The 26,369-nt window shown below is 61.9% G+C and carries 32 protein-coding genes; 23 read left to right on the top strand and 9 right to left on the bottom strand.

Annotated features, from left to right (window positions below):
* Positions 1–4: 4 nt before the first annotated feature.
* The 5 genes from EGJ68_RS11040 to EGJ68_RS11025 form a co-directional block, all read right to left on the bottom strand.
* A complete protein-coding gene (locus EGJ68_RS11040; RefSeq protein WP_123034585.1) occupies positions 5–1,219 on the bottom strand; it encodes an efflux RND transporter periplasmic adaptor subunit in 1,215 nt (404 codons plus the stop codon).
* Positions 1,220–1,242: 23 nt separating this feature from the next.
* Positions 1,243–2,514, bottom strand: a complete 1,272-nt coding sequence (locus EGJ68_RS11035) for a TolC family protein (RefSeq protein WP_199228009.1) — start codon at positions 2,512–2,514, stop codon at positions 1,243–1,245.
* Between the two features lie 99 nt (positions 2,515–2,613).
* Positions 2,614–2,961: a hypothetical protein gene (locus EGJ68_RS18135; RefSeq protein ID WP_158283625.1), complete on the bottom strand. Its 348-nt coding sequence runs from the start codon at positions 2,959–2,961 to the stop codon at positions 2,614–2,616.
* A 138-nt stretch (positions 2,962–3,099) separates the two neighbouring features.
* Positions 3,100–3,423 carry a YkvA family protein gene (locus tag EGJ68_RS11030; RefSeq protein WP_199228008.1) on the bottom strand — a complete coding sequence of 108 codons (324 nt, stop codon included), beginning with the start codon at positions 3,421–3,423 and terminating at the stop codon, positions 3,100–3,102.
* 83 nt (positions 3,424–3,506) lie between these two features.
* On the bottom strand, positions 3,507–3,782 hold the full coding sequence (locus tag EGJ68_RS11025; protein ID WP_123034583.1) for a metal/formaldehyde-sensitive transcriptional repressor: 276 nt from the start codon (positions 3,780–3,782) through the stop codon (positions 3,507–3,509).
* 73 nt (positions 3,783–3,855) lie between these two features.
* On the opposite strand from EGJ68_RS11025, the gene dmeF reads away from it, so the two are divergent.
* Positions 3,856–4,782 carry a CDF family Co(II)/Ni(II) efflux transporter DmeF gene (dmeF, locus tag EGJ68_RS11020; RefSeq protein WP_123034582.1) on the top strand — a complete coding sequence of 309 codons (927 nt, stop codon included), beginning with the start codon at positions 3,856–3,858 and terminating at the stop codon, positions 4,780–4,782.
* Between the two features lie 108 nt (positions 4,783–4,890).
* Here the strand turns inward: dmeF and merR are convergent, their stop codons facing one another.
* Positions 4,891–5,313, bottom strand: coding sequence for an Hg(II)-responsive transcriptional regulator (gene merR, locus EGJ68_RS11015; RefSeq protein ID WP_441316913.1), 423 nt, complete (start codon positions 5,311–5,313; stop codon positions 4,891–4,893).
* 201 nt (positions 5,314–5,514) lie between these two features.
* On the opposite strand from merR, the gene EGJ68_RS11010 reads away from it, so the two are divergent.
* The 11 genes from EGJ68_RS11010 to EGJ68_RS10960 all read left to right on the top strand — a co-directional run bounded on the left by EGJ68_RS11010 (position 5,515) and on the right by EGJ68_RS10960 (position 14,065).
* Positions 5,515–5,709, top strand: a complete 195-nt coding sequence (locus tag EGJ68_RS11010) for a helix-turn-helix transcriptional regulator (protein ID WP_123034580.1) — start codon at positions 5,515–5,517, stop codon at positions 5,707–5,709.
* Positions 5,710–6,209: 500 nt separating this feature from the next.
* Complete coding sequence (locus EGJ68_RS11005; protein WP_158283624.1) at positions 6,210–7,622, top strand: ParB family protein; 1,413 nt, start codon at positions 6,210–6,212, stop codon at positions 7,620–7,622.
* Positions 7,609–8,193 carry a DUF2857 domain-containing protein gene (locus EGJ68_RS11000; protein ID WP_123034578.1) on the top strand — a complete coding sequence of 195 codons (585 nt, stop codon included), beginning with the start codon at positions 7,609–7,611 and terminating at the stop codon, positions 8,191–8,193. Before EGJ68_RS11005 ends, EGJ68_RS11000 begins: the two co-directional genes overlap by 14 nt.
* Positions 8,171–9,457: an STY4528 family pathogenicity island replication protein gene (locus tag EGJ68_RS10995; RefSeq protein WP_158283623.1), complete on the top strand. Its 1,287-nt coding sequence runs from the start codon at positions 8,171–8,173 to the stop codon at positions 9,455–9,457. The genes EGJ68_RS11000 and EGJ68_RS10995 overlap by 23 nt, the downstream gene beginning before the upstream one ends.
* A gap of 154 nt (positions 9,458–9,611) precedes the next feature.
* Positions 9,612–10,454 carry a PFL_4669 family integrating conjugative element protein gene (locus EGJ68_RS10990; protein ID WP_158283622.1) on the top strand — a complete coding sequence of 281 codons (843 nt, stop codon included), beginning with the start codon at positions 9,612–9,614 and terminating at the stop codon, positions 10,452–10,454.
* A gap of 9 nt (positions 10,455–10,463) precedes the next feature.
* The gene (locus tag EGJ68_RS10985; protein ID WP_123034575.1) at positions 10,464–10,808 is read left to right on the top strand and encodes a hypothetical protein; all 345 of its coding nucleotides are present in this window, start codon (positions 10,464–10,466) and stop codon (positions 10,806–10,808) included.
* 9 nt (positions 10,809–10,817) lie between these two features.
* On the top strand, positions 10,818–11,969 hold the full coding sequence (gene parM, locus EGJ68_RS10980; RefSeq protein ID WP_123034574.1) for a ParM/StbA family protein: 1,152 nt from the start codon (positions 10,818–10,820) through the stop codon (positions 11,967–11,969).
* 201 nt (positions 11,970–12,170) lie between these two features.
* A complete protein-coding gene (locus EGJ68_RS10975) occupies positions 12,171–12,575 on the top strand; it encodes a DUF3577 domain-containing protein (protein WP_123034573.1) in 405 nt (134 codons plus the stop codon).
* Between the two features lie 105 nt (positions 12,576–12,680).
* Positions 12,681–13,196 carry a JAB domain-containing protein gene (locus EGJ68_RS10970; RefSeq protein WP_123034572.1) on the top strand — a complete coding sequence of 172 codons (516 nt, stop codon included), beginning with the start codon at positions 12,681–12,683 and terminating at the stop codon, positions 13,194–13,196.
* A 93-nt stretch (positions 13,197–13,289) separates the two neighbouring features.
* Positions 13,290–13,718, top strand: a complete 429-nt coding sequence (locus EGJ68_RS10965; RefSeq protein ID WP_123034571.1) for a DUF6573 family protein — start codon at positions 13,290–13,292, stop codon at positions 13,716–13,718.
* 152 nt (positions 13,719–13,870) lie between these two features.
* On the top strand, positions 13,871–14,065 hold the full coding sequence (locus EGJ68_RS10960; RefSeq protein ID WP_123034570.1) for a carbon storage regulator: 195 nt from the start codon (positions 13,871–13,873) through the stop codon (positions 14,063–14,065).
* A gap of 200 nt (positions 14,066–14,265) precedes the next feature.
* Here EGJ68_RS10960 and cueR read toward each other — a convergent pair whose 3' ends face one another.
* Together cueR and EGJ68_RS10950 are read right to left on the bottom strand one after the other, a co-directional pair.
* A complete protein-coding gene (gene cueR / locus EGJ68_RS10955) occupies positions 14,266–14,769 on the bottom strand; it encodes a Cu(I)-responsive transcriptional regulator (protein WP_123034569.1) in 504 nt (167 codons plus the stop codon).
* A gap of 41 nt (positions 14,770–14,810) precedes the next feature.
* Positions 14,811–17,366 (bottom strand): heavy metal translocating P-type ATPase, encoded by a 2,556-nt coding sequence (locus EGJ68_RS10950; RefSeq protein ID WP_123034568.1) that lies wholly within the window; start codon positions 17,364–17,366, stop codon positions 14,811–14,813.
* 878 nt (positions 17,367–18,244) lie between these two features.
* Here EGJ68_RS10950 and EGJ68_RS10945 point away from each other — a divergent pair.
* From EGJ68_RS10945 to EGJ68_RS10910, 8 genes are all read left to right on the top strand, one after another.
* Entirely contained in the window at positions 18,245–19,108 is an 864-nt protein-coding gene (locus tag EGJ68_RS10945; RefSeq protein WP_123034567.1) for a phage integrase N-terminal domain-containing protein, read from the top strand.
* A gap of 88 nt (positions 19,109–19,196) precedes the next feature.
* Positions 19,197–19,646, top strand: a complete 450-nt coding sequence (gene pilL2 / locus EGJ68_RS10940; RefSeq protein ID WP_123034566.1) for a PFGI-1 class ICE element type IV pilus protein PilL2 — start codon at positions 19,197–19,199, stop codon at positions 19,644–19,646.
* 2 nt (positions 19,647–19,648) lie between these two features.
* On the top strand, positions 19,649–19,894 hold the full coding sequence (locus EGJ68_RS10935) for a hypothetical protein (protein WP_123034565.1): 246 nt from the start codon (positions 19,649–19,651) through the stop codon (positions 19,892–19,894).
* 58 nt (positions 19,895–19,952) lie between these two features.
* Positions 19,953–20,657 carry a TIGR03759 family integrating conjugative element protein gene (locus tag EGJ68_RS10930; RefSeq protein ID WP_158283621.1) on the top strand — a complete coding sequence of 235 codons (705 nt, stop codon included), beginning with the start codon at positions 19,953–19,955 and terminating at the stop codon, positions 20,655–20,657.
* A 2-nt stretch (positions 20,658–20,659) separates the two neighbouring features.
* Positions 20,660–21,229, top strand: coding sequence for a lytic transglycosylase domain-containing protein (locus tag EGJ68_RS10925; protein ID WP_233248794.1), 570 nt, complete (start codon positions 20,660–20,662; stop codon positions 21,227–21,229).
* Position 21,230: 1 nt separating this feature from the next.
* A complete protein-coding gene (locus EGJ68_RS10920; protein ID WP_158283620.1) occupies positions 21,231–21,758 on the top strand; it encodes a PFL_4695 family integrating conjugative element protein in 528 nt (175 codons plus the stop codon).
* Positions 21,755–23,860 (top strand): type IV conjugative transfer system coupling protein TraD, encoded by a 2,106-nt coding sequence (gene traD, locus EGJ68_RS10915; RefSeq protein ID WP_123034561.1) that lies wholly within the window; start codon positions 21,755–21,757, stop codon positions 23,858–23,860. The genes EGJ68_RS10920 and traD overlap by 4 nt, the downstream gene beginning before the upstream one ends.
* Positions 23,853–24,587 (top strand): TIGR03747 family integrating conjugative element membrane protein, encoded by a 735-nt coding sequence (locus EGJ68_RS10910; protein ID WP_123034560.1) that lies wholly within the window; start codon positions 23,853–23,855, stop codon positions 24,585–24,587. Before traD ends, EGJ68_RS10910 begins: the two co-directional genes overlap by 8 nt.
* Positions 24,588–24,705: 118 nt before the next feature.
* Here EGJ68_RS10910 and EGJ68_RS10905 read toward each other — a convergent pair whose 3' ends face one another.
* Positions 24,706–25,017: a hypothetical protein gene (locus tag EGJ68_RS10905; protein WP_158283619.1), complete on the bottom strand. Its 312-nt coding sequence runs from the start codon at positions 25,015–25,017 to the stop codon at positions 24,706–24,708.
* A 43-nt stretch (positions 25,018–25,060) separates the two neighbouring features.
* Between EGJ68_RS10905 and EGJ68_RS10900 the strand changes: the two genes are divergently transcribed.
* The 3 genes from EGJ68_RS10900 (at position 25,061) to EGJ68_RS10890 (ending at position 26,351) form a co-directional block, all read left to right on the top strand.
* Positions 25,061–25,363, top strand: coding sequence for a hypothetical protein (locus EGJ68_RS10900; protein WP_123034558.1), 303 nt, complete (start codon positions 25,061–25,063; stop codon positions 25,361–25,363).
* Positions 25,364–25,814: 451 nt separating this feature from the next.
* Positions 25,815–26,117 carry an integrative conjugative element protein, RAQPRD family gene (locus EGJ68_RS10895; protein ID WP_123034557.1) on the top strand — a complete coding sequence of 101 codons (303 nt, stop codon included), beginning with the start codon at positions 25,815–25,817 and terminating at the stop codon, positions 26,115–26,117.
* 3 nt (positions 26,118–26,120) lie between these two features.
* On the top strand, positions 26,121–26,351 hold the full coding sequence (locus EGJ68_RS10890; RefSeq protein WP_123034556.1) for a TIGR03758 family integrating conjugative element protein: 231 nt from the start codon (positions 26,121–26,123) through the stop codon (positions 26,349–26,351).
* Positions 26,352–26,369: the final 18 nt, after the last annotated feature.

The raw sequence follows: 26,369 nt of genomic DNA, 5'->3' as shown, positions 1-26,369 counted from the left end.
CTGGTTAGTGGTCGTGGGATGCGCCGGATTTTTCGATATCGGCCTTGATCAAATAACTGTTTTCCACCACATAGCGATCGCCTGCCTGTAGGCCTCCCAGCACCTCAGTCAGGTTGCCGTCGCTGCGGCCCAGCTCCAGTGGGCGGATCTCGTAGGTGTCATCCACCTGAATAAACACCACGGTCCAGTCCCGGAAGGATTGCAGGGCGCGGTTGTCAACCACCAACGGGGCCTCCACCGTTTCCACCACGATCTCTCCGGCCACCAGCAAACCCGGGATCAACAGGCCTTTGGCGTTGTCGACTTCGACCCGGGCCAGGGTGTAGGGCGCGTTGCCGGGTGCCGGCAGCAGGTGGCGGATGGCGCCTTCCCGCGCGATGCCGTCAGCCTTCAGGCGGGCTTTCTGGCCAATGGCAACCTCGGCCCGCTGGCCAGGGAAGACCTTGAGTTCGGCCCACAGAGTGGTCAAATCGGCAATGGCGAATAGGGGTTGCTCCCCGGCCATTTCCCCGTTACTGATCCGGCGCTCAATGACGATCCCATCGATGGGCGCTCGCAGTGCGTAGGTTTGCAGGCTTTCGTTGGACTCGACTTGAGCGAGTACGTCACCACGTTCGACTCGATCGCCCAGATTGACCTTCACCTGACTGACCACGCCCGGGAAACGGGCGCGGATCCGGGCAATCTGCTGCGGTGCCGTGGCCAGGCTGCCGTAGGTGGTGAGGCTACGCTCGATGGCACCCGGCCCGGCTGCGGCCGTTGTGATACCCGCTTTTTGGGCGATAGCCGGGGCAATCCGGGTGCGACCTTCATGGGATTCCCAGAGCCAGCTGTAGTTCTTGCCGTCCATCGCGAGGGTCACTTCCACGTCGAAGGAGTGGGGCTCGATCACCACGCCATCTCCCAGCCAGTAGTCCCCCCGGTAGGCGAAGTCGAATGTGTCCACTTGCCCGCCCAGGCGGGTGAGCTGGACATTGAGGTCAATAGCATCGGTAACGGCGCGGCCACCCCTGGTGACCCAGGCCCGGTATTCCGGGGGAACGCCCTGCTCAAAGATTTGCAGTTCGACGGTGGCGTCGTTCTGTTGCAGCAGTATGCCGCCGTGAGGCCCTTTAGCCTCGGCCTGCGATTCGCCCTGTTGTTCCTCGGCAGCGTGCAAGGGACTGACGGCAAGGCAGCTGGCCACCAGAATCAGACAGAGTTGTTTTATCAGTTGCATGGTGTGAGTCCTGAATTCGTGGGTTAGCGCGCCGGGGCGCTCGGAGTAGTCGCGAGTGGCTGCGCCGTAAGTTGTTCGATCAACGCCTGGTTGAGTAGCGCCGTGGTCGCGGCGTCGACCAGTACCTCCCGTGCTGAGAGCAGCTCACGCTGTGCGGCGGTCCACTCCACATAGCTGTAGCGGCCGTTTTCATAGGCTTGGCGGGTCTGAGTGAGTGCATCGGTCAGGTCGGGAAGCATTTGGCTGCGAATCTGCTCAACAGCCTCAATACTTTGTTGTCGCAAATGGTAGGCATCGAAGAGGCGCGAATGGAGGCGCAGCAGGGTATCCTCCCGGCGGAATCGGACCTCATCCCGCGCCGCCAGGGCGGCCTGCACCTCGCCCCGATTGCGCCGTCCGGAAAAGAGCGGTACCGAAAGCCCAGCGGTCAAGGCCGTATCATCCGTCTCTTCGAAGCGCCGGATGCCGACCTGCCAACGGATGTCGCTCTCGGACTGGCTGCGCGCCAGCTGAATCTCCGCTTCACGCATACGCTGTTCGCTCGCGTAGATTTGAATGGCCGGGCTTGCGCTGACCCGCTGGTACAGGGCATCGAAGTTGTCGGAGGAACCGAACTGGAACAGATCGCCTTCCAGCATTTGGAAGTCCGGGCTGGTATCGCCCCACAGGGAAGCCAAAGCCATTTTCCGGCTCGCGAATTCGGTTTGCCGACGGGCCTGCTCAATACGACTCTGGGTGAGCGCGGCCCTGGCGCGCAGGACTTCGGCCTGCGGCGCTGCGCCGCGGTCGGCACGTCGGGTGACGATCTCGTGGGTGGCCTCGGCCAGCGCCACGGCTTCAGCGGCTAGTTGGAGTTTTTCCTGCAGGGCCAGGGTGGCGACAAAACGCTGGGTCGCCTGTCCCAAGAGATTCAGGGTCTCGGCCCGGCGCTCGACCTCGACCCGCCCGTATCGTGAGTTAACCACGCTCACGCGGGCCTGACGCTTGCCGCCAAGTTCGAGAGCCGATGACAAGGACAGGGTGTACTCCGCCCCGTCGACCCCTTCCAGATTGTCGCTGCCGAGGAAGTTTTCCACTTCCAGGCCGGCCTCCAGGGCAGGATTTTGATCTGCCGTAACGCGGCGACCCTCAAGGCCCTGAAGGCGAAAATCGAAGACCTGGAGGCCGGGGTTTGCCGCCATGGCCCGCGAGAGGGCCTCGGACAGAGTGAGCGGTTTGTCACCGGCATGGGCCAGGGCAGAACCGAATGCCAGCGCTAAGAGGCAAAAAGCATGGACAATAAAGTGGCACGGCATTGCGCGCCGCCCGTTTTTTACGGGCATTCTGAAAAGCATAAGACTGCTCCTACGAAAGTCTAGATGACAGTTCCCCGGGTGGGGAAGGTATTCGCAGGATCAGACGATAGGAGGGCGGAAAAGGGAGGATTGAACCCCGGTGGTGAAGTTGACTTGGTAGTCGGACAGTACTATTCCCGCAGTCAAGCCGGAAGTGTTGGTGAGGGTTCCCAGCAACACCATGTGGAAGCAGCTATGGCTGTGATGGCAATGGTCCGCTGAATGATTGGGGCTGTCGGGAGACGACTTGGTTGCCTGATTTTCGCTGAAAAAATCCGCTGATTCGTGTGAATGCTCATCATGATGTGGGATTGCAGGGTTGTGCGGCTGTGCCTCATAGGCAATAGATGCCATCGACTGCAAAGCAATCAACAGCGTCATTGCGACTATGAAACAGCGTTTAATCATGCAGGCGGTCCAATAATGTGAGCAAGAGCCTAGCAGAAAGGCAACCGCATAGAAAGGACTGGACTCCCATGGCGTTAGGTGAGTCCGTCGTGGGGTGGCCTGAGCAAATCAAGTGGAGGCGATAATTAAATTGCGTCATCAATATCCCCATAGATAGATTGATACCGCTATAGCGGATAGCCACAGACCGATAATGACGCCTGCCGCGACCCGGCTGATCGGCGTTGGGTGGTGAAGTTTAGCGCGTTCACGACTGTCCTGAATAACAATCTTCGGTGTCATTTTTACTACCAGCCAGATGCCCACCGGAACGATCAATAAGTCATCCAGGTAACCAATGACCGGGATGAAGTCTGGAATGAGGTCGATAAGGGAAAAAGCATAGGCACCGACGACGAAGGCCAGTATTTTGGTGTGCAGAGGTGTGCGAGAGTCCCGCGCAACCAGCCACACCGTATACATGTCCTGCCTGATAAGTCTGGCCCATCATTTCAGGTGCGTTCGCAATGTCTTCACCGGTATTTCGGAATTAATCGTTGAATGACTTATTTTAAATACGATCGCAGTATGCCGATGACATCATCGAGTTCCTGCTGACGCTGTGTCTGAGAAATGTTTTCGGCGCCTAGATGTTCACGCAGATGACCTTCGAGCACCTCGGACATCAGGCCATTGATAGCACCGCGTATGGCCGCTATCTGTTGCAGTATGGCTGTGCAATCCTTGCCCTGATTCAGGGCTTTTTCAATGGCTTCTGCCTGCCCCTTAATGCGTCGAACCCGGGTTAAGAGCTTTTTTTGATCCCTGTTGGTGTGTGCCACAAGCACTGCCCTCTAGTGTTTGAATATATACTGGGGTATAGTATATACCGCGATGCACTAAGGTGCCAGTCCGGTGGAAAAATTCGACAACACCATTCCTTGGCAACACTCCCATATTTTTGATAACGGCAATCCGTTAGCGGAACGAAACACCCGGTGGGCCGTTTGGCTCACTGCAATTGCCATGGTGGTGGAAATCGCCGGGGGATGGATTTACAACTCCATGGCGCTATTGGCCGATGGTTGGCACATGAGTTCCCATGTCATGGCGTTGGGTTTGTCGGTCCTGGCTTACCGCGCAGCACGGCGTTTGGCCCATAGCAAACGCTTCGCCTTCGGCACCTGGAAAATTGAAATCCTGGGCGGCTATACCAGTGCGATAATGCTGGTCGGGGTCGCCGGGTTGATGTTGTTCCAGTCTGTTGAACGCTTGTTAACACCGAGCCCCATTCACTATGACCAGGCGATCATTATTGCCATACTAGGTTTGTTAGTGAATCTGGCCTGTGCCTGGTTATTGAAAGATGGACATGCTCATCATCATGGCACGGATAGTCACGATAACCATCATCATGACCTCAACCTGCGTTCTGCCTATCTGCATGTCATGACCGATGCGGCAACCTCGCTATTGGCCATTGTCGCCTTGTTTGGGGGCAAGTGGTGGGGGGCCAGTTGGCTGGACCCGGTAATGGGTATTGTGGGTGCAGGCCTGGTTTCCGCCTGGGCCTACGGGCTTTTGCGGGATACCGGTCGCGTGCTTCTGGACGCAGAAATGGATGCGCCTGTGGTGGCGGAGATACACGATGCCATCAAGTCGGAGCCGGTAGAGGCGGCAGTATCGGATTTGCATGTCTGGCGAGTAGGGAAGGGAAGCTACGCGTGCATCTTGTCGCTCGTGGTGGATGAAGCCGTGGCGCCTGACGATATCAAACGGTATTTAGGCGTACACAAAGAGCTTGCTCATGTGACCGTGGAGCTGAATCGAGTCAGAGGGTAGCCCGCCGGAATCATCCTGATCTTTGATGCCCCGCCAAATCTTCGATGATTGCATCGTAAGTAGATAAGCATGCATGGGCCTTTTCGTGATGCGGATCTGCTGTTGCCATCATGGAGTAACTGCCTCAAACCCCTGGTGGAGGGAAGCGATCAGCGGGCAGGTGACATTATCTTTCTGCGTACAGCACTCCTCGACGAGTCGGTCGAGCACGCCTTCAATTCGCTGAAGACTGTGGATCTTGCCTCGCACGTTGCACAGCTTGCGCTCGGCCAGTGCTTTGGCCTCGTCGCAATGGGTGCCGTCTTCGAGTTTCAGCAGTTCTCCGATCTCCTCCAGGCTGAATCCCAGCCATCGTGCCCTGCGGATGAATCGAAGTCGTGCCAACGCGTCCTCGTCGTAGCGGCGAATCCCGCCTAAGGGCTTATCAGGCTCTGTCATCAGCCCCAGCCGCTGGTAGTAGCGAATAGTTTCAAGGTTTATCTCTGCCGCCTTGCCTAGACTACCGATGGTCATGGATTTGGAGCCGGACACAATGCTTGACTCCGTTCCCAATGACGGGTCTGTATCTGAATGTAGCCTTATGCTTGGCCGGGTCGTCACCATCGGTAACCTGGCGGAATTTTACATAGCGGCTGAAAGCCGGCCAAGCCAGCGCGGACTTTCTCGTTGGGTTTGGGTCTGTACTGTGCAGAATCACTCACTCTGTTTCGAATCGTTCAAGGATGAGATGCCATGCACAGTTCAGTTTACTTGTCGGATACCGCCATCGCGCAACGATTTCAGGTTAGCCGCGCCACGGTCTGGCGCTGGACGCACTCTGCTGCCTTTCCCAAGCCCATCAAGCTCTCGGTGGGCTGCACACGCTGGCGTCTCACGGAGATTGAAGCGTGGGAGGAGACACGAAATACACGGGGCCGTAGACGTTAGCTGGACCTGGACTTGATAAGCGCGGGCTTGAGGTGCTCATTTCAATGACGCGACTATTTTGCGCAGCACCGAATCCACATCCTACCCGTAATCATGGCCGCCTAATCGGTCAAGGAATCTCCCCCGCCTTAGGGCACCGGGTATCGCTCTGCGGTAGTTGGGTGTGATCGGACCAATTTGGACACAAATGATGAACGCAAGTTTTTCTATCGGTGCTACGTTTAGAGAGTTGCGAGGAAAAGGATTTTCTCCATGATCTCTCCGTTCCGGCTTCTGCATGTCATAAACGACCGCGCGTCTCCCGGGGGTTCGCCCCAGCTTGTCACATCCCGCCCCAAGCCGCGCTGGGCTCCCCGATCAGGTTCCTTGCGACCTGATCGCTATCGCGGACACCCATGTCGGAAGTACCCCGGTCCGCTGGTGATTCTTACAGCGAGGGTAGGAGCGTGAATCGGCAGCCGGTTTTACCGGCCGACCAGCAAGCAGCCTCAGGCGCTCTGATGATGCCGCTCTCTGACCTACAGCCGTATGAACATAACCCCCGGCATGGGTTCAACGCAGAATACCAGCGCATCAAGTCATCCATCCGCGCGCAGGGTCTCGACCAGCCCCTGGTGGTCACTCAGCGCCCTGGTGAACGCCACTATGTACCGCTTGTGGGTGGCAACACGCGTCTCAAAATCCTGCAGGAACTCTACCAGGAAACCCGGGATGAGCGGTTTGGCACCGTTAACTGCGTCTATAGGCCCTGGACGGAGGAATCCCAAGTCCTGCTCGCGCACCTCAGGGAGAACGAGCTTCGGGGGAGCCTGATCTTCATTGACAAGGCGCTGGCGGTGATGGATCTCAAGGCCATACTCGAGTCTGAATCACCCCACCGCACGCTCACGCTGCGGGGGCTTGCCAAGATCATGACCCAGCGGGGCCTTGGAATTAACCACACTGTGATTTCCAAGATGGTCTATGCGGTGGAGCGCCTGTTGCCGCTGATCCCGGAGGCCCTGAATGCCGGCCTGGGTCGCCCCCAGGTGGAAAAGCTACAGGCGCTGGAAAACGCTTTTCTCGAGCTCTGGTACCGTCATGCGCTCGGTCCGGAGTCCGAGTGCGCGGAAATCTTCGCCGCGCTCTGTCAGCGCTACGATTCGTCCGACTGGAACCTGGAGCTGCTGAGGACCGCCCTCGAGAACGAGGTGGGGGAAGCAACGGATACCAGTCTCCATAGCGTACGTCTCCAGCTGGATGCACTGCTCAGTGGCTCCGGCTATACCGAAGTCGTGCTGGAGCCTCTGCCGACTGCGCCCGAACCAGAGGCTGTGGAGCCGGTTGGTGTTAGGGAACCATCGAACTCGACGCAGTCGGAGAGGAGGGTGGATATACCCCCCAAGGCCGCGGCGCCGGTCAGCGGAACGGTCTCTTTGCCCGAGGATCCACTGGCCTCCCTGCGGTTCACTGCCTACACACTGGCCGCCAGTCTGGCAGAGCACTACGGACTCGCCGTCCTGGTGGTTCCGCTGCCGGATCAGGGTCTCGGCTTCATGTTGACCGATGTGCCGCCCCCGGAGCTGCGCGACACGCTGGATCCGGCCCTGTTTGGCGAGGTGGCCTGCCTGTGGTGGCAGCTGGCGGCCTGCGCGGAGCTGACGACGGCACCGGTGAACCAGGTCCTTCCCCATCTGGTGAGTGATTCGGTGCTGCACACGGCGCTATCGCTCCGGGATCCTGGCCTGCTCTACCCGCATGTCTGGACACCGGATCCCGGACACTGGGGCTGTCAGCTGTGGCGGTCGCTCTCCGATACGGACTGGCGCGATCTGCTGGCGCTGATGACAACCTACCGTGCGATCCACGAGGCTGCGAATCGCATGGGTCTTGATCTGTGGTTACCCGGGGAGGGGAGCGATGCCAACCAGTAAGGAGTCTGACTTAACCACCGCGGTACTCCTTTACGCGGTCCGCTGCCTCGACGAAGGCGATCAGCTCGCATTGCGGGCCATGCAGTTCGGTCCCAAAGAGGTCGACGCTCTCCAGCAGCTCAACATTACCGATCTCTGCCGGACCGGGACCTTTCGGGGGCACTGCCTGCAGGTCCAGCTCGACCGGGAGGTGTTCTGGCACCTGGTGGCGCGTCTGCGCCAGCAACGTGAGTCTGATCATCTGCAACTCACCCTGATGCAGGCCGATGCCCCTCAGGAGATGATGCGCGCCCTGTTCGGACTGGGGTCCAAGGAGTACGCGCGCTGGCGTCGTCTGCTGGGATTTACCGCCGCGGTGGGCCGCCCCAGTGAGCCCGACGAGGAACCCGCCCATACCCTGTGGCTGGCCTGGCAGGCTCGGGCGGGTGACGACGGCGAAGTCTCATTGACCGCGGAGGACTATCTGGCCCTGAAGGACGCCACCGGGCTTGAGCTGCGCACCATCTGGTGTCTGACCCAGCGCTGGACCGCCTACGGCAATCCCGAGGGTGAGTCTGCCGACGACCATTGAGGCGACCTCCATGTCCGGCATCGAGCGTGAACCCCAGCCGGAGACCTATGCCCTGGATCGCCTCATCCAGGCCGCCACCAGCCGCACCCAGAACTCGGGGCAGGATAACCTGCTGTTTCTGGGGCACTGGCACCAGGCGTATCCCACCGCGGTCGTCTGCGACCCGGTACTGGAGCCGGTGGATAAAGTCGTGTGGATGGTCATCATGCTGCAGGCCCACGAGACCGGCGGCCGGGCGGCGTTCCCCCGCTATGAGGTGATTGCCGAACTCGCCAATATCGCTTCAACCTCCACCATCGCCCGGGCCATTGCCATCCTGCGGCTGACCCGCTGGCTGTCCCTGTGCGCCCGGGTACGTGCCAGTACGGGGCAGTTTCAGGGTAACGTCTATGCTCTGCACGACAACCCGCTGCCCCTCGCCGATGCACTGTACTTAGACGAGGGGTATATGGCCTTCGTGCACCAGTGCGAGCGCCACAGCCACGCCCGGGTGCGACGGGTGGCCACGGCAGTCTTGGCCACTCTGGCGGGTGCGGTGGAGCAGGGTGAGGACCCCCTGGCGCCGTTACCGTATATCGAACAGCGGGTGCGAGAGGCTATGGGCTCCGCGGACAGTGCTGGACCGGCGCACGGCAAACCGCGCTCCCTGGCGGACCTCACCGCGGGATTGCTGGATGCGCAGGATGACCGCCTGTCGCAACCCGATGCAACCCGTGCCATTAACCAGCACCAAAATTCGAAGGCGGTTGATTCAGGGACGGTTGTAGGTGGTAGTAGTTGTAGTAGTAATACAACAACAACTACTACGACAACCACCAAAAAGTCCGCCCAAAATTTTGCACCGCGCACATCGCCGTTGCCGGAGACCCCAACGCGGGATGCACTGATTTTTCCGCGGCGCCTGACGGACAACCAGCGCACACTGGCGCTGCAGTACCTGACCCCGATCCCAGTTGAGCTGCACCAGCCCCTGCTGGATGAGCTTGCGGGCCGGGTGCAGGCTGAAACCCAGGGCGCAAAGCCGCTCTACGATGAGCTCCGATTTTTCTATGCGCTGTGCCGCGCCGCCCGAGCCGGGACCTTCGTGCCCAATCTGGGCCTGAAAGTCGCCGACGCGCGCAACCGCAGAAACGCTGACACCCTCCTACCCACCGAGCCATCTTCAGTGCCACGTACCGAGGCCGAACGGGATGCCCTGCGCCAAACCGCCGCCGAACAGCTGGCCCTGATCCAGCAGACCCTCGGTCGGGGTCCACGGCGCTAACTCCCACTGGATTCACGAAAACTTGACCGCAGTAAAGTGGTTACACTGTAACCACTAACCCCGTCGGACGCTGACGGGGTTTATTGTTGTTGCGACAGTGCCCTCGATGCGTTCATAGCCGCCAGTGAACGCGATCCGAAAGAGGTCAGCCGCCGTGACAGCCCAACCACGCAATGCGCTCAACGAATCCTCGACAGCCGCTACACCCACAGCCAGCCAAGGGCGGGTAGGGCGCCTGACCGGCGAGGCTTGGCTTGAAATCCACACCGACCAGGCCCAGCGCCTGATACGGGGGCGGGTACGCAAAGGCAACAAGCCCGCGATCACCGGCCTGCTGGGATTTGCTTCGCAGATGAACACTCTCTGGCAGGCCGCCGCGGACGATGATCCTTACGCCGACTGGTGGTTGGTCCGGGTGGAGGAGGCGATTGCTGCCGCTCAGGCCTTCCTCGCCACCCAGCGGGTCCAGGTGAACGGCGTGGCGCTTGACAATTTCAGGTTCCGCGTCGGAATTTCACACTCACGCCGCCCCCAGACCCTGATGCTGCAGTTTGCCACGCCCCACGCCTACCGTGCCGCGCAGCTGTTGGGGGAGTACGATGCCCTGGTCTGCCAGTGCCTGACCCTCAAGCATGTGGGGGCCTGCCCCTCCGGTCAGATGGGTGATCGGATTGCGCTGGGTGCACACCGCCTGCGGGGTGTGTTCAGCCTGCCCCAGGGCTTTCGCGTCTTTGCCATCAACCGTGCCGATGTCCAGCACAACACCCAGCGGGCCCAGCAGGCCCGAGCGCACCTCGGTGAGCTCCCGCTGGACATCCTGAGCGGTGAACGTAGCGCAGGCCATGCGCGGTCACGGGTATCGCCGTTGGCGCATGCTGAACCACGCAGTCTCACGGATACCGAAGATCAGCTTGAATCCACCACCGCGGAGCAGCTGGAAGGTACCCCCCCTGAGTCGATGCCAGTCGCACCCGCGGCCGCAAGTGGTCCCCGGTGAGCACAGACGGTGGCCGGGCCCGCGCGCAGCCCACAGGTGCGGCTGACGGTGGTGCTCGATACCCGGCTTCCGCTGGAGGCGCTGTTGATCACCGCGCTGCGCCGCAATCCCGCGGCCCGTCGCCAGGAATGGCTCCGGCAGGTGTTGCTGCAGGGATTTCGCAGCGAATGTCTGGGACTGCGTCAGGCGATGGCCGCCGCGCCCGCACGGGTCTCAGTGCCTCTGCACATCGCGCCAGTGTCCCGCCCGGACCCGGCGGCCCCGAGGGCTGCCGCGGAAGATATTCACGTCCCGCTCACCGCCGGTACGCCGAGCGGCAAACCCCTGGCGGGTCTTCGTACAGTGATTGGATGAGGACGGATCATGCAGAACAGTCAGCTTGAAAACGCCCGGGAGCTGCCCCCGCTGCCTGCCCCGCAGACTGCGACCGAGCCCGACGTCGGCGCGTCCTTGGAGGAGGTGAGCGCCGTCAACCACGACGACAACGGGGCCGTGATTCAGTTGGGTCTGGACGATGGCTATGCCTACACCAAACTGGCGCTGGCCGACGGCCGCCTAGTCGCCATCCCCTCCCGGGGCCGCATCGGTCAGGCGGGGATTACCTGGATGGACGCCGCCCAGCAGCAGATTTTTGAGTACGACACCGAGGGATCCCGCTATGCCGTGGGCCAGATCGATGGCGAATCCACCTGCTATGACGGCTATCCGATTTCCGGACTGCACCGCGCCATCGTCCAGCACGCCTTCCAGGAGGCCAAGCTCGCCGGCCATTCGGTGCACGTGGTCTCCGGCCTTCCAGTGTCGTCCTTCTATTTCAAGGACGGCCAGAAGCGGGAACAGGCGATCAGTCTAAAATGCGACTCCCTCAAAATTGCCGTGCAGCCGGTGTCCACTGGTGGTCTGTATGCGACCCAGCGCCTGCCGGTGGCGGTGGCCTTTCACGAGGTGATCCCCGAGGCGCTGGCGGCCTGGTATGACCAGGTCATTCGGCAGCGCGCGGACGGGGTGGCGCTTGACGCGCGCCTGCTGGAGGCCTCCATGGCGATAGTGGACATCGGCGGCCGCACCACCGACTACGTGGTGGTGCAGAACCAGGGCATCGTGCACCGTTCGTCCGGCTCGCTGACTCGGGGATTGTTGGATGTTCAGGCGCAGGTCGCGCGGGAAATTCAGAAACGTTTTGAGCTTGAAACCTTGGGCGAGCAAACCCTCGCCGCCGCGATGTCTTTCGGCAGCGTCCGCCTCCACGGCAGGGCGCACGATGTCTCTGGGTTGGTCAAAGCGGCACAGCACGAGCTGGTGGTGCAGATCCATGCCGAGACCCGACGCCAGCTGGGCATGGGCGCGGAACTGGACACGGTGATCTTTGTGGGCGGCGGCAGCGCCGCCCTCGCGGAGCAGCTGGCCGACTGGTTCCCGCAGCAGCGGATCGCCGAGCACCCGGGCTTTGCCAATGCCCGCGGCATGCTGAAATACCTGCAGTACGTCTGCGAGGAACCCGCCAGCCGTAACTAGCCCTAACAGATCGGCTTTACCCGTGGCCACTGCGGATTCAGTGGCAGGCAGTACCAGAGGTACCGACGGATTGTGCAACCGGTACCACGGCAGCGCCGCCAATCCACGCTTCCAGGCAACTGGAGTAACCCCCCTGTCGGGAAAGCATCCCGCCAGGGCTCCTGCTTTCTTCGGCGTTCACCCGCAAACGGAGAATGTGTCATGTCTCAAGACAACAAAACGAAGTATTTCGATCTTCATCTGAACGGCCTGGGTTATATCAACAAGGTGCGTGAAGTCACACCGGAACAGGGATCGCCCTTCTGGAGTGTCGAGCTCACCGCCCTGCACGGCCCCGCCGACAAGGTCCGCCACACGTATTTCGACTGCATCGTGGCGGGCGAGGAAGCCAAGAACCTGGTCCCCCAGCTGCAGTTTCTGGTGGAGGCCGGGTCCCGGGTACTGGCAGGTTTTCTGCTCAGTGACCTCAAACCGGCACCGTTTATCTTCAAGCAGGGTGAGCACGCAGGAGAACCCGGCGTGCGCCTGAAAACCCGGCTGTTGCGGTTCGACTGGATCAAGGTCGACGGACAGCCCTTCCTAAAACCCCAAAAAGCCGCTTCCTAGTGCCTTACCGGACCTGATCTCGTGATCAGGTCCACCTTCCAATCCAGCGGGGATACAGCTCCCCGCGGAGCTGATCTCTGCCTCTTTTTCAAGCAGGAGTCAGCCATGACAACAACAGCCCCCACCCGGTCTCGCCGCGCGGCCAACCGGGTTCTGGCCCTTGATATCAAGCAACTCACCGTGACCGAGCAGGAGCGACTCGTCGACCTTGCCCTGTCGGTGCTGCAGGAGCGCCATCAGCCCGGTGAGGTATTACACAGTCCCCGCCAGACCCGTGACTACCTTCGGTTACGGCTGGCGGGTTTCACAGCTGAAGCCTTCGGCTGTGTGTTTCTGGACAACGCCCACCGCGTGCTCGCCGTGAAGGAACTCTTCCATGGCACGATCGATGGCGCGGCGGTCTATCCCCGCATTGTGGTGCAGCAGGCGCTGACCCTCAACGCGGCGGCGACCGTCTTCTACCACAACCACCCCTCCGGGGTGGCCGAACCCAGTCAGGCGGATCGGCGGATTACGGAACGTCTCCAGGCGGCACTCGCACTGATCGATGTGCGGGTGCTGGACCATATCGTGGTCACCCACGGCGACACGACGTCCTTCGCGGAACTTGGCCTGCTGTAACACTCACTACCGACCCCCCGGGAGGCGATCTGCTTCCCGGGAGGGAAGGAGGTCTGTCTTGCGGACATTCTGTAATACAAAGGAAATGGACCTATGCAAGACAATCAACCCCCGTCGTCCCTGAACGACATCTTTGGTCCCGTCATTGTGCGCTATACGCGTGCCCAGGCGTTGGAGGAGGGCGTACTCGTAGATGCGGGTTCGCTGGCCAGTGAGGCCGGTTTTCAGTGGCCGGTGGCCCTGACCCGTGCGGTCTGGGAGGACTGCGTCGCCTGGCAGGTGACGGATAATCAGCGCCAGATCGGCCAGGATCCAACCGGCCGGCTTTGGGATGTGCTGGTGATGGCCGTCATGGCCATACGCGGCAGCGCCCGCGGCGGCAACCAGCTGTCCTTCAGTCTCTACCGGGTACCACGAGATGGTGTCAGCACCACCGCGGACGAGGTGTCACTGAAGCTGATCGTGGGCCCTGGTGATCAAGGCGAACCGGTCATCACGATCCTGCAACCGCATGAGGATTAATCACCGTTGCTTCCAGCAACGATCTCCCTGGCCGCTTGGGTAAAGCGGCACCCTCTCCCCTGCAATAACAATTCATCAAATGTGTCCCCGGTACAGCCATGTCCGCGGTCGGCACTTATACTCGTCCGACAGCCATTCATGGAGGAATGCAGATGCTGATACTTACCCGATCCATTGGCCAGACCCTCCTCATCGGCGATGACATCGTCGTTGAAGTTCTTGCGATTCATGGTCGACAGGTCCGACTGGGCATTACCGCCCCCGAAGCCATCGCCGTCCTGAGATCTGAACTCGTGTCGCGCCAGGCTGACGCCACGCTGCTGGACCCACAGATGCGCAAGCGCTGACGGGAGCAACAGCGCAGCTGATGCAGCGCATGCGAAAGGTGACGACCGGGCGACCCACGCACAGTGTGAGGCGGAATCTTTTCCTCACAATGAACGGTTGCTCTAGTTGTGGACTCGTGTTCACGCGAACCTGAGCGGTGACGACTATCAAGAATCGCTGACTTCGTCTGGGTAAGACGGAGTAGATATGTTCACGGTCACTACGCCTTACGAGTGCCGGTACTGGCTCGATCTCGCGACGAGGCCGGCGTATCGGTCCCAAACAGTGGCGCCTTGCTCTGCACTCCTGCTCGACGCTCTGTTGCGACTGCGGCGGTTCGCTCAGCCAGATTTTCGATTATCGGGCAATCCGGGCGATCATTGCCGTGACAGTGGTTGGCCAAGTACTCTAGTGTTTGCACCATGGCTTGCAGTTCAGCAATCTTAGCCTTCAGACCGGCGGCATGGGCGAGCGCCATATCCTTGACGTCGGCGCTCGCGCGGTCACGGTCGCGCCACAAGGCCAGAAGTTTCATGATCTTCTCGACAGAAAAGCCGAGGTCGCGCGCGCTACGGATAAAGTAGAGGCTATGCACGTCCGACGAATTGTAGGTGCGATAGCCGGCACCTGAACGGGTTGCGTTCGGGATCAAGCCAATCTTTTCGTAGTAACGAATCATTTTCGCTGAAACGCCGGACGCCCTAGCCGCTTGACCGATATTCATTGTTCTCTCCTTCTGGGAATAACAAAGCGCGTGATCTCAGTCTACACCGTCGACGTTTCCATGGGCGTAAAGGGCACACCGGTGCGCCTTTCAACCGACCCTGGTGCCTGGAAGCGCTTGAGCCGCAGCGCATTGCCGAGCACGAAGACACTGGAGAGCGCCATCGCAGCCGCCGCGAAGATTGGCGAAAGCAGCGTGCCATTCACCGGGTAGAGCGCGCCCGCTGCGATTGGAATCAGCACAGCATTGTAGGCGAAGGCCCAGAACAAGTTCTGCTTGATATTGCGAATCGTTGCCTGACTGAGCGCGATGGCATTCATCACGCCACGCAGGTCGTCCGACATCAGCACCACATCGGCCGTCTCGATCGCCACATCAGTTCCCGTACCGATGGCAATCCCAACGTCCGCCCAGGCGAGCGCCGGCGCGTCGTTGATACCGTCGCCCACGAAAGCGACACGTGCGCCATTGATCCGGAATTTCTTTAGCGCCTCGACTTTGCCGTCAGGCAAAACCTCTGCTGCAAATTCATCGATGCCGAGCTGCCTGGCGATCGCCGCGGCCGTGGCCGCGTTGTCGCCGGTGATCATTGCGACCTTGAGGCCCAGCGCGTGCAACGCCTTGATCGCCTCGGGCGTCGTCTCCTTGATCGGATCGGCGACCGCGATCACCGCCGCTAAACGGCCGTCGATCGCGGCGTAGAGCGGACTCTTGCCTTGCTCGCCCAGACGCTGGGCGTCGGGCAGGAAACTTGCCACATCGAGACCTAGCTGCGTCAGGAACCGATCCGCGCCGACGGCGACGGCGCGACCGGCGACTCTGGCCGACACGCCGAGGCCCGGTGTGGCGTCGAAGCCTTCGATGCGTGCAAATGTGAGCCCCAGCTGCTTGGCGGCGGCGACGATCGCCTCGGCGATCGGGTGCTCGGAGCGGGACTCGACCGCGGCGACCAGAGCGAGCACCTCGTTGTATTCGAAACCCTCGGCGGGGACCAAGTCGGTCAGCTCGGGACGCCCTTTGGTCAGCGTGCCGGTCTTGTCGAGCGCGATGACGCTCACATCCCGCAGTGCCTGCAGGGCTTCGCCCTTGCGGAAGAGAATGCCGAGCTCCGCTGCGCGCCCTGTACCGACCATGATCGAGGTCGGCGTGGCCAGCCCCATGGCGCAGGGGCAGGCGACGATAAGAACCGCGACCGCATTCACGAGCGCGAAGGTCAGTGCCGGGTCTGGCCCGAAGACCAGCCACACCAGAAAGGTCAGCGCCGCGGCTGCCATCACCGCCGGGACGAACCACATGGTCACCTTGTCGACCAGCGCCTGGATTGGCAGCTTGGAACCCTGCGCTTGCTCGACGAGGCGGATGATCTGGGCGAGCACCGTATCGGCGCCGACCCCGGTCACGCGGAAACTGAAAGCGCCCGTCGTGTTAATTGTGCCGCCGACGACTTCGGCGCCCACATTCTTCGACACGGGCACCGGCTCACCGGTGATCATGCTCTCGTCTACGTAGGAGGCACCTTCGACAACTTCGCCGTCGACCGGGATCTTCTCACCCGGACGAACCAGCACGACGTCACCGGTGGTCACCTCATCGAGCGCCATCTCGACTGTTTCGCCGTTGCGCTGAACGCGCGCTGTCCTCGCCTGAAGTCCGATGAGCCGTTTGATCGCCTGCGAAGTTCTTCCTTTGGCGCGCGCCTCCAGCGAGCGCCCGAGCAGGATCAAGGTCACGATGACCACAGCGGCCTCGAAGTAGACATTGGCGGTGCCTGGTGGTAGCACGCCGGGGGCGAAGGTCGCGACCACTGAATAGCCGTAAGCCGCTGCGGTGCCGATCGCAACCAGCGAGTTCATGTCGGGGGCGGCGCGCAGCAATGCAGGTACGCCCTTGCTAAAGAAACGTAGGCCCGGACCGAATAGCACCAGGGTGGCGAGCGCGAACTGCACATACCAGCTTGTCTGCTGCCCAAGGACTCCGATCACCCAATGATGCATGGCGGGAATCAGGTGCGAGCCCATCTCGAGGACGAAGACCGGCAAGGTGAGGACGGCGGCTATGCGCAAAGCGCGCCTCAGCTCCCGGGCCTCGGCCTCACGACGCTCGGCGTCCTGATCGCCCACATTCGCCGTTTCGGCGGACAGGCGGCGCGACGTGTAACCCGCCTGCTCAACCGCCGCTTCAAGATCGGCCGCATAGACGGTACCGGCAAGATGACGCACCCACGCACGCTCGGTCGCCAGGTTGACAGTGGCTTCGAGTACGCCCGGGATTTGTCCGAGCGCTCTTTCGACCCGGCCCACGCAGGACGCGCAGGTCATGCCCTCAATCGCCAGCTCGGTGATTTCGGTTGGGACGGTGTAGCCAGCGCTCTCGATGGCGTGTACAGCCGCCTGCGGATCGGCAGAGCCGGTAAAAGTGATGTCGGCGCGCTCGGTGGCGAGATTGACCACGGCCGTATGCACACCGGAAACCGCTTTCAGCGCGCGCTCGACACGGCCCACGCACGACGCACAGGTCATGCCTTCGACCGGCAGGCCCAGACGATTGTCTGAGGACCTGGATGAATTGGAGACTTGTTGGTGGGCTACGGAAGCCATTGAACTACCCCTTGAATGATTGTGGTATGGCCAATCCTAAAGTTTCCAACGATAGGAAGGTCAAGGCCTGACGGCGACTTGTTTCGCAAAGTGCGGGTTCGGCGGGCCGTCGACCCCGTCCCGGTCGTAATCTGGGTGTGCGTAGCTCTCCCAGCCGCCCTATGGGCCGCAGTGGCACGCTAAAAGCCGGCGCCAGCCATCTCATGAACCGGGTGAATCTTCTGTCGCGGTCGCGTTCAGCGCGCATGCATGGGTTGCACTGATCGACGTCTGTGGATGTGCGCCCTCGTCACTACAGAGCGCAGCGGGGTAGTGACGAGGGCTCCGAGCCCCGAAAGTACGCTGCGGCGAGGCGGATTTTCGGCAGGACGCGCGCGTGACGGGTTCCTAACATACCCAGCGTAGACCGAATTACCCGTGGCCACTGCGGATCAGTGGCAAAGAGGGCGCCCGCCCTCGACCGTTCGGTCACAACGGGCCCGTGCGTCCAGGACTGCACTCGGCGCACCGACCTCAGGGTCGACAGTCCATTCTCCACGCCATCGACTCCGGTCGGTGCTTTGCATCAAACCCCCTCGTTGCTTCCGGCATTCTCCAGGCTTGCCTGCAAAGTGTCCGGGCAACGTTTTCATCCACATCGCGACAGATCGTCGCTTAACTCAAAGGAGGTGTTTATGTCACACCCGTTATCAGTCGGCCCCCTGGGGCCACGTGTGTATACACGACAGCGATCTCCCCCAGGAGATGGGTTGTGTAGCCTGTTTACAGGCGCATTCAGGTTGTAAGGGAGTGGTGTCCCGTGATCCTTGCCGGTTTCCGGATGCGGTGGGTTAGTCCCCCCGCCTGATCAGAAACACTCACCGAGACAGGTAAACACCATGAGAAACCTGAACTACCAACTCAAACAGCTCTGTCAGCGTAACCACGATGGCGGTTACGCCACCCGCCACAACCGGGAGCGAACCCTGACGCTGATCGCCGACCAGCTGCACCTGCTGGGGTACCGCAGGATGAGCGCGCAGTCACTGAAGCCGAAGCATGTAGAGGCGCTGGTTGCCCGCTGGCAGACCGACGGACTGGCGATTGGTACCATAAAAAACCGCATGTCGGCGCTGCGCTGGTGGGCCGAGAAAGTAAACAAGCCCAGTGTGATAGCCCAGAGTAATGAACACTACGGCATTCCAGATCGGCAGCTGGTCACTGGTGTGTCAAAAGCCCAACAGCTGGGAAGTGAGGCATTGGAGCGGGTGCGCGATACGCACGTGCGCATGAGCCTCGAGCTGCAGCGCGCCTTCGGCCTGCGTCGGGAAGAGGCCATCAAGTTCCAGCCGCACTACGCCGATCGCGGCGATCATCTGCTGCTGAAGGCCAGCTGGACCAAAGGCGGCAAGGCCCGGATGATTCCGGTCAGGACACCCGCACAACGGGAACTGCTTACCCGCGCCCACCAGCTGACCGGACGCGGATCCCTGATTCCGCTGGATCGCGATTACCGCCGGCAGCTGAGGGTCTATGAACGCCATACCGCGAACGCGGGACTGACCCGGATGCACGGCCTGCGCCATGCCTATGCCCAGGAACGCTACGCGACCCTGACCGGACGCCTGGCGCCGGCTGCGGGCGGCCCTGCAGTGGCGACCCTGCCCCTGGCGGAGCGGCAGCGGGACCAACAGGTGCGGCAGCAGATCAGCCGCGAACTCGGGCACGAGCGAGTCCAGATTCTGAGTGTCTACTTATCTTAGCGCGCCAGGGGTCGACCGGGTTTCCGGTAGTGCAGGACGGGTTTGCCCGGGATCATCGGCATCATTCTCAAGCAACCCGGTACCCACCATGTCTCTCAACACTCCCCTGCTACAACAACCACGCGCCGTCCTGGCGGGCTTGGCCGCACTCCTGCTGCTGCACGGTGCGCACGCCAGCGCCCAGACTCTGGTGGTTGATCGCTACACTGTGCTGGCCGCGACGCCGACGACCGCACAAGAGGATCTTCTGGGTGGCATCAACCGGATACTGTTTCCGCTAGAGGTGGTGACCGTCGGCGATGCACTGGCTGCTGCCCTGGAAAGCTCCGGCTATCGCCTCGCGGTCTCAGCCGAAAGTGATGCCAGCCGCGAGATCCTGATGCCGCTGCCCCTGCCCGACGCCCACCGCACCCTGGGTCCTGTGCCCCTGCGGCTGGCACTGCAGACGCTCGCCGGTCCCGCCTGGCACCTGCTGGAGGATCCCGTACACCGATTGGTCGCCTTCGAGCGCTGCTCGGCTTTTAGGGAGGTGCGCTAGCCATGGTCGATGCCTTTCTGGTGATGGTGTTGCTGATGGCTGGACTGACGTGGACGAACGGTGACCCCGATGCCCCGGCGGCAGAGCGGCGTCAATCGGACGCGCCAATCACTGAAGGCTCTGCAACTGAACTCACGGCCTCCGCGCCATGCGCGACCCCGGGACCACACTGGCGTGATCTGAGCACGCTGGATCGCGTGGCGGATGCCGACAGGGTACGGGAGGAGGGCGCTACCGATGCGCGGTAGGCCCGTGTGGCCAGGGACCGCGCTCCTGCTGGGTTTGTGTCTGGCCCCTGTCACAGCCATGACAGACCCGGCCCACGACGAGAGTACCCTGACCCCGTCCGAGCGGGTTAGCACAGAGTTGACCGCTGTGGAGCGCGCGCGTGCCGAGCACTGGGCGCTGACCCCGCAGGAATGGCAGCGCTACCGTTTTTTAATGCAGGGCATCCGCGGCAGCATCAGCCCGACGACCCTGTCACCGATTGAGGCGCTGGGTATTCACGCCCGGGATACCGCCGAGCGTAACCACTTCGCCGAGCGCTGGGCGGCCCTGATGCTGGAAGACGCCGAACGCATTCTGGCGTTCCAGCAGGCCTATGATGCGGCCATCACGCGCCTGGTGGGCGAGCAACCCCTGATCAACCGGTCGCTGTTGCCGATAAAGCAACCGAGCCAATCTCCCCTCGCCCGTACCGATCGGGTTCTGCTGTTTGTCCGACCCGAGTGCGCCGCCTGTGAGGCGGTGCTCGCACGCCTGCTGGCCCGCCTGGATACCATCGCGGGGCTGGACATCTATCTGTCCGGTCTCGCCCCGGGTGATGAGCAGGCCATCCGCGAGTGGGCGGTGGCTCAGGGCGTAGACCCCGACTGGGTACGACAGCGCAGGGTGACACTCAATTTTGAGTCGGGGGTTTTAGCGAGCATGGCCCCGGGCGAGGTGAACCTTCCCTATCTGTTGCGCCGCCGCGGTGAAATGCTGACTCCGCTGACAGGGGCTGCCCTGTGATCATGCCGGGCAGCGCGTCGGTCGCACTATTACTTGCACTGGCAGGCGTCGCCGTGGTCGCGGCACCGTCCGAACCCGACGCGGGAGCTAATCGTGCGCAGCAGGCGGTGCCGTCCGGCTACCGACAGGTGGCACAGGAGCATGGGATCCCGCCCGCGCTGTTCTACGCCATTGCGCTGACGGAAAGTGGCTATACGATGCCCGCAGTCGAGGGCATACGGCCCTGGCCCTGGACTCTGAACATCCGGGGCGAGGGCCGGTACTATCCGTCCCAGCGCGCGGCGACGACTGCCCTTGCGGCGACGGTGCACAGTGGTGAGACCGCGGTGGATGTCGGGATCATGCAGATCCACTGGCACTACCACCATGCGGCGCTGGGTGGGATCCGCCGGGCATTGGACCCCTACCACAACCTGCGGGTGGGGGCGGACATTCTGGCCCAGTGCTACCAACAGCGCCTGGAGTGGTGGTCCGCCGCCGGCTGCTACCATGCGCCCAACAATGCCACTCTGGCGCGGCGTTACCAGGCGCGTGTGCAGCGGCACTGGCGCACCGTGGTACAGGATCTCTGACATGCGCCGCAGGTGTTGGTTGCGTTCCCTCTGGTTCCTGGTGCTACTCGCCCCTCTGGGAGTCCGGGCGGAGCCGGTTGTTTTACAGGACAACGGCCAGACCTATCCGCTGGCCCCGTTTTTGGGCGTGCTGAGACCGCCAGACGCGCCCCCCTCGGCACCGGCAGTGCCGGACCTGGGCGCCGCCGACCCCACCCGGCTGCTGCCACTGCGCTCCCCGGGACTGACCCCGGGGCCAGTTCCCCCGCGGCCAGTGCCCGCTCTCTACCGGAACGCGCTCACGCGCCCGGTCTTTCTGGTGGGTGCCGATCCCCTGTCGCAGACCTGGCTGCGGCAACACCGGGCTCTCCTGCTTTCCCTGGGCGCGGTAGGGCTGCTGGTGCAGGCCGAGACCCCGGAGGACCTGCACACCATGGCCGCGATTGCCGCGGGTCTGCCACTCCTGCCTTCTGCCACCACCGATCAGGCAGAAACCCTCGAGCTGACCCATATCCCGGTCCTGATCTCCCGGCACGGCATTGAGCAGTGAGCGTCAGTCCGGTCGAGGCACTCCTGCGGCCCCCGGTGGAACTCTGGTCGGCCCTGGTGGCGGTGGCGACCGGCGGCGTGGCGCTGCTGGCACCCTGGGCGCTGATGATGCCGCCGGGCACTGCCACGGTGGCCGCCAGTGCCCTGTTTTTGCTGGCCGGAGTACGCACCCGGCAGGCCTGGCGGGTGCTGCGGTACCAGCGCAATATGCGCCGCCTTCCGTTATACCGGATGCGGGCGGAGCGGATTCCGGTGAGTCGCCACAAGCTGTTTCTGGGGCGCGGCTTTCGCTGGACCCAGCGCCACACCCAGCGCCTGCGCGATACCCTGCGTCCCGAAGTGCAGCACTATGTGCAGCCCGGTGCGCTCTACCGCTGGTCGCGCCGTAAGGAAGTGCAGTGGGAATCAACGCCAGTCCTGAAAACCCTCGCCGGGTACCTGCGCCAGCCGCGCTGGTGGAATCCGCTAAAACCGCAGCCACCGGTGGGCGGTATGCCGGCCCTGCATGCGGTGGAGCCCGATGAGGAGGATGCCTGGATGGATCTCGGTGAGCGGGTTGGCCACCTGCTGGTACTGGGCACCACCCGGGTCGGCAAAACCCGGCTGGCGGAACTGCTGGTTACCCAGGACATCCACCGGGGGGATGTGGTGATCGTGTTTGATCCCAAGGGGGATGCGGATCTGCTGCGGCGCATCTATGCCGAAGCGCAACGGGCGGGGCGGGCCGATGTTTTTTACCTGTTCCATCTGGGCTTCCCGGAGATCTCCGCACGTTACAACGCGATCGGGAGTTTTTCCCGGATCACCGAGGTCGCCACCCGGATTGCCAACCAGCTGCCCAGCGAGGGTAACTCCGCCGCCTTCAAGGAGTTCGCCTGGCGCTTTGTCAATATCGTTGCCCGGGCGCTGGTCGCACTGCAGCGGCGCCCGGACTATCTGCAGATCCGCCGCTACATTAATGACATTGAACCGCTGTTTGTCGAGTACGCACGCCACTACCTCGCGATGCACGGCCCGGAGGGCTGGTCCGATGCGGTCGACGACATCGCCGCAAAAATCAGTGAGCGCAACCTCGCCGCCGCACTGCGGGGTCGCGATCGGGAGGCCATCGCCCTGATGCGCTACCTGCAGGCACAGGATCTGTATGATCCGGTGCTGGAAGGCCTGGTATCGGCCTTCAAGTACGACAAAACCTACTTCGACAAGATCGTGAGCTCCGTCGGACCCCTGATGGAAAAGCTCACCACCGGATCGATCGCGGCGCTGATCTCCCCGGATTATCTGGACGAACAGGATCCGCGACCGATCTTTGAATGGCTAAACGTCATCCAGCGCAAGGGTATCGTCTATGTAGGGCTGGATGCGCTGACCGATACCACCGTTGCCAGTGCGGTGGGCAATGCCATGTTCGCCGACCTGGTGTCGGTGGCGGGGCATATCTACAAGCACGGTGTCCCGGGTGCGGAGGCTGGCACCGTGCCTACCATCTCCCTGCACGCCGATGAGTTCAACGAGCTGATCGGGGATGAGTTCGTACCACTGCTCAACAAGGCGGGCGGTGCCGGCTTTCAGGTAACGGCCTATACCCAGACCTGGTCGGATGTCGAGGCGCGCATCGGCAATCGTGCTAAGGCGGGCCAGGTGGCGGGGAACTTCAATACCCTGATCATGCTGCGGGTGAAGGAGCTGGCCACCGCTGAGATGCTGACCGACCAGCTGCCGCGGGTCGAGGTGGTCACGCTGATGAGTGTGTCGGGTGTGGATGACTCCTCCGATCCTACCTCGGGTGTGGATTTCAAATCCCGCAACGAAGACCGCATCAGTGTGTCGGAGGTGCCGATGCTTACCCCGGCGGATCTGGTGCGCCTGCCCAAGGGTCAGGCCTTCGCCCTGCTGGAAGGCGGGCGATTGTGGAAACTGCGCATGCCGCTGCCCGATGACCGCGCGGATGCCGCCCTGCCACCAAGCCTGGCCGCCATGGCGGAAGACATGCAGCGCCGCTATGTGACCAACGAGCACTGGTACCGGACTGCGGAACGTTGGTGGCACCCGGTCGCTGATACCGAGGGTCCGATCCGACACGACAGCGAGAACCATGGTTGAGCGCGGCAGCGCGCACCCTGCGCAGACCGCGCAGCAGGGCACCCTGACGCGCCTGCTGGGCCGAGTGAGCCAAACGGTTTACTGGTTACTGTTCGCTCTGCTGTTTTCCATTTCGCTGGAGTGGCTGGGGATGGTGTTCTGGTGGCCAGACGAGGGCCTGGGGCACAGCCGGGAAATGCTGGAGGCGGAGGTGGGATATCTGCAGGCAGATTTCCGGCGTAGTCTCGTGAGCAGCGATCCGGCACGCTTCGCCCAGACGGTGGCGGACAAAGCCTATATCGTTCTGTTCGAGTGGACCCGACTGGTGGATGTCCTTGGCTGGCTTGGCACGACACCAGCGGCAGGGGAGAGCGGCCTTCGGGTTCAATTGCACCAGCTGTATGAGCCGCTTGCCAAGCATATCCTCGCAGCTCTGCAGATCACTCAGGTCTTCGCGCTACGTCTGGCCATTCTGCTGCTGGCCACACCGGTCTTCCTGCTGTTTGGTGTGATGGCTCTGGTGGACGGCCTGGTGCGCCGGGATCTGCGCCGCTGGGGAGGCGGGCGCGAAAGCTCCTTCATCTACCATTGGTCCAAGCGTTCGGCGTTGCCGCTGCTGGTCACGGCCTGGGTCATTTACCTAGCGCTGCCGTTCAGTCTCCACCCGAGCTGGGTCATACTGCCCTTTGCCACACTGTTCGCCCTCAGCATTGCCATTACCGCGAGCGCCTTCAAGAAATACCTGTAGCAGACGCCCAGGTTGGATGATCTGGTGGCTGTTGTGAGTCAACCTATGGGATGCTGAGTGTGGAGTCGATGTGGGACGTTTGCGTGCGTTTGGCTGTTTGGTGTAACGCGACGCGTTCCTAGGTGAGCACGGCCGGGGTGTCTCTCCGTCGACGCAGAACCGTACCGGACTCTTTGATCATGTAGTCATCGTTGCCAAGTGCAACGACTTCAACAACGTCATCAATGAGATAGCTGATGACGGGCTGCGATTTGGTCTCACCGCTGAATGACTTGAAAGGAACCTCGTATCGGACACACTGAACCAGATAGGTGACGCCGTCCTTGCACATTGCTTCGAACTCATCCAACTGTTCCCACGTTGAAGCCATAACTCCCCACACCTCCAGTTCTGAGAGCTGATTAATCGTCACCCGCTGCGGGTTCGGCATATTCCGGGCGCCGCATCCTGCCAACAAGGTCGCCCCAAAGTTCATGGCCGAAGAGTCGCGGGTTTCGTTGCAGTCTCTTCACGGTCTCGCGATGGCTCTGGCCCCAATGATCAAGCCGGACGTCCGCGGACGTCTCAAACGTATCGCCCAAGGACTTTTTGGATCCGAGTGGATAGATGATTTCCTGTTCGATGGCCGGGCGTGGCTCGATCAAGCTGGTTTCGCCACGACTGAGACGCAATGGCTTATGTGCGGGATGCTCGGAGATGGCAACGTTATCGACGGCGTTGCCGTCTGCGCTCAGGTTGAGCGTGCCAAGGTTTGCGTATGGGTGGTCGAGGTGTGACGCGACGTTGTATGCACGGATCCCCTGACGCCTGTGATGATCAACCCGAATTGGATGCCGATCTGGCAGGATTGGCTCTGCCTACTGAGAAAATCCCTTCATCCCCGAACTTCGATCTCTTCCATTGGTTCTTATTTTTGTGGTCTTTTCAAGACCGGATAGATGCTGCTGGCAGACCTTGTACAGGTGTTGTCAATGTGTTGTCAAATCGGTAGGCCACTCGACATTGGTCTCGGGCATTTTTGAGTTCGATCAGGCGTATGCGGTGATGGACTTCGCGAGGCCTGACTAGAAAGACCCAATGCTGTTCTCGTGAGAGAAACGCGGAATTTAAGCAAAGCAGATTCTTCCACCAACAACCCGGCCACCCAGCGCCCCGGTTGTTGATGGCGATGCAAGCAGCGCTTGGTCACCATCTCCCTCACACAACACTGTGCGGGACGACAGACTCATGACAGGACACCGATTTGCCACGGCCACACTGCTGGCGCTGACTTTCATCGCACCGGGCTCCTGGGCTGATGCCGACGCCGAGCGCGCCTTGCTCGCCCGCCTGCTCCAGGAAATCGCCCACCTCGAACCCATGATCGCGCGCAGCGAGGCCGAGGCGGACCCCGATGCCCGTATCCATTTCCAGTATGACTGGCTGCGCCAGGATCTGGAGCGGGTGCGCGCGGGTATCCAGGCGCACCTCGATGCCCCGGGCAATACCCCGCGCCCGGTGCCGCCGCTGCGCGGTGACTACCGGCAGTGACTGATGACCCCGGCACAGACAGCGGCCTTCGAGGCCGGATCCGGCGCGACACCGGCAGCGCTGCTGTTCGCCATCGCCAGCGTGGTGCTGATCCTCGCGTTTGTCTGGGTGATCTGGATCACGGTAGGCAGCTTCCGGGCCTGGCAGGACGGCCAGGCCAGCCTGTTCGACCTGCTCTGGGCAACCCTGCGCGCGAGCATTGTCTTGCTGGTCCTCGGCTTCTACCTGCGCTGAGCCTGCCGATGTCCTGTA

It is taken from the genome of Haliea alexandrii (genome assembly GCF_003719295.1).
Classification (GTDB): Bacteria; Pseudomonadota; Gammaproteobacteria; order Pseudomonadales; family Halieaceae; genus Haliea; species Haliea alexandrii.
This window is presented reverse-complemented; position numbering and strand designations above follow the sequence as displayed.

Excerpts from the sequence above, each read along its gene's own strand:
- EGJ68_RS10930 (WP_158283621.1), top strand. The coding sequence starts at position 19,953 with ATGACAGACCCGGCCCACGACGAGAGTACCCTGACCCCGTCCGAGCGG.
- EGJ68_RS10900 (WP_123034558.1), top strand. The coding sequence starts at position 25,061 with ATGGCCGAAGAGTCGCGGGTTTCGTTGCAGTCTCTTCACGGTCTCGCG.
- EGJ68_RS10925 (WP_233248794.1), top strand. The coding sequence starts at position 20,660 with ATGCCGGGCAGCGCGTCGGTCGCACTATTACTTGCACTGGCAGGCGTC.
- EGJ68_RS10895 (WP_123034557.1), top strand. The coding sequence starts at position 25,815 with ATGACAGGACACCGATTTGCCACGGCCACACTGCTGGCGCTGACTTTC.
- EGJ68_RS10975 (WP_123034573.1), top strand. The coding sequence starts at position 12,171 with ATGTCTCAAGACAACAAAACGAAGTATTTCGATCTTCATCTGAACGGC.
- EGJ68_RS11035 (WP_199228009.1), bottom strand. The coding sequence starts at position 2,514 with ATGCCGTGCCACTTTATTGTCCATGCTTTTTGCCTCTTAGCGCTGGCA.
- parM (WP_123034574.1), top strand. The coding sequence starts at position 10,818 with ATGCAGAACAGTCAGCTTGAAAACGCCCGGGAGCTGCCCCCGCTGCCT.
- EGJ68_RS10950 (WP_123034568.1), bottom strand. The coding sequence starts at position 17,366 with ATGGCTTCCGTAGCCCACCAACAAGTCTCCAATTCATCCAGGTCCTCA.
- EGJ68_RS10965 (WP_123034571.1), top strand. The coding sequence starts at position 13,290 with ATGCAAGACAATCAACCCCCGTCGTCCCTGAACGACATCTTTGGTCCC.
- EGJ68_RS10945 (WP_123034567.1), top strand. The coding sequence starts at position 18,245 with ATGAGAAACCTGAACTACCAACTCAAACAGCTCTGTCAGCGTAACCAC.
- EGJ68_RS10970 (WP_123034572.1), top strand. The coding sequence starts at position 12,681 with ATGACAACAACAGCCCCCACCCGGTCTCGCCGCGCGGCCAACCGGGTT.
- EGJ68_RS10920 (WP_158283620.1), top strand. The coding sequence starts at position 21,231 with ATGCGCCGCAGGTGTTGGTTGCGTTCCCTCTGGTTCCTGGTGCTACTC.
- EGJ68_RS10910 (WP_123034560.1), top strand. The coding sequence starts at position 23,853 with ATGGTTGAGCGCGGCAGCGCGCACCCTGCGCAGACCGCGCAGCAGGGC.
- EGJ68_RS10890 (WP_123034556.1), top strand. The coding sequence starts at position 26,121 with ATGACCCCGGCACAGACAGCGGCCTTCGAGGCCGGATCCGGCGCGACA.
- EGJ68_RS10905 (WP_158283619.1), bottom strand. The coding sequence starts at position 25,017 with ATGCCGAACCCGCAGCGGGTGACGATTAATCAGCTCTCAGAACTGGAG.
- EGJ68_RS10960 (WP_123034570.1), top strand. The coding sequence starts at position 13,871 with ATGCTGATACTTACCCGATCCATTGGCCAGACCCTCCTCATCGGCGAT.
- EGJ68_RS18135 (WP_158283625.1), bottom strand. The coding sequence starts at position 2,961 with ATGATTAAACGCTGTTTCATAGTCGCAATGACGCTGTTGATTGCTTTG.
- pilL2 (WP_123034566.1), top strand. The coding sequence starts at position 19,197 with ATGTCTCTCAACACTCCCCTGCTACAACAACCACGCGCCGTCCTGGCG.
- EGJ68_RS11040 (WP_123034585.1), bottom strand. The coding sequence starts at position 1,219 with ATGCAACTGATAAAACAACTCTGTCTGATTCTGGTGGCCAGCTGCCTT.
- cueR (WP_123034569.1), bottom strand. The coding sequence starts at position 14,769 with ATGAATATCGGTCAAGCGGCTAGGGCGTCCGGCGTTTCAGCGAAAATG.
- EGJ68_RS11010 (WP_123034580.1), top strand. The coding sequence starts at position 5,515 with ATGCACAGTTCAGTTTACTTGTCGGATACCGCCATCGCGCAACGATTT.
- EGJ68_RS11000 (WP_123034578.1), top strand. The coding sequence starts at position 7,609 with ATGCCAACCAGTAAGGAGTCTGACTTAACCACCGCGGTACTCCTTTAC.
- EGJ68_RS10935 (WP_123034565.1), top strand. The coding sequence starts at position 19,649 with ATGGTCGATGCCTTTCTGGTGATGGTGTTGCTGATGGCTGGACTGACG.
- EGJ68_RS11005 (WP_158283624.1), top strand. The coding sequence starts at position 6,210 with ATGATGCCGCTCTCTGACCTACAGCCGTATGAACATAACCCCCGGCAT.
- EGJ68_RS11030 (WP_199228008.1), bottom strand. The coding sequence starts at position 3,423 with ATGTATACGGTGTGGCTGGTTGCGCGGGACTCTCGCACACCTCTGCAC.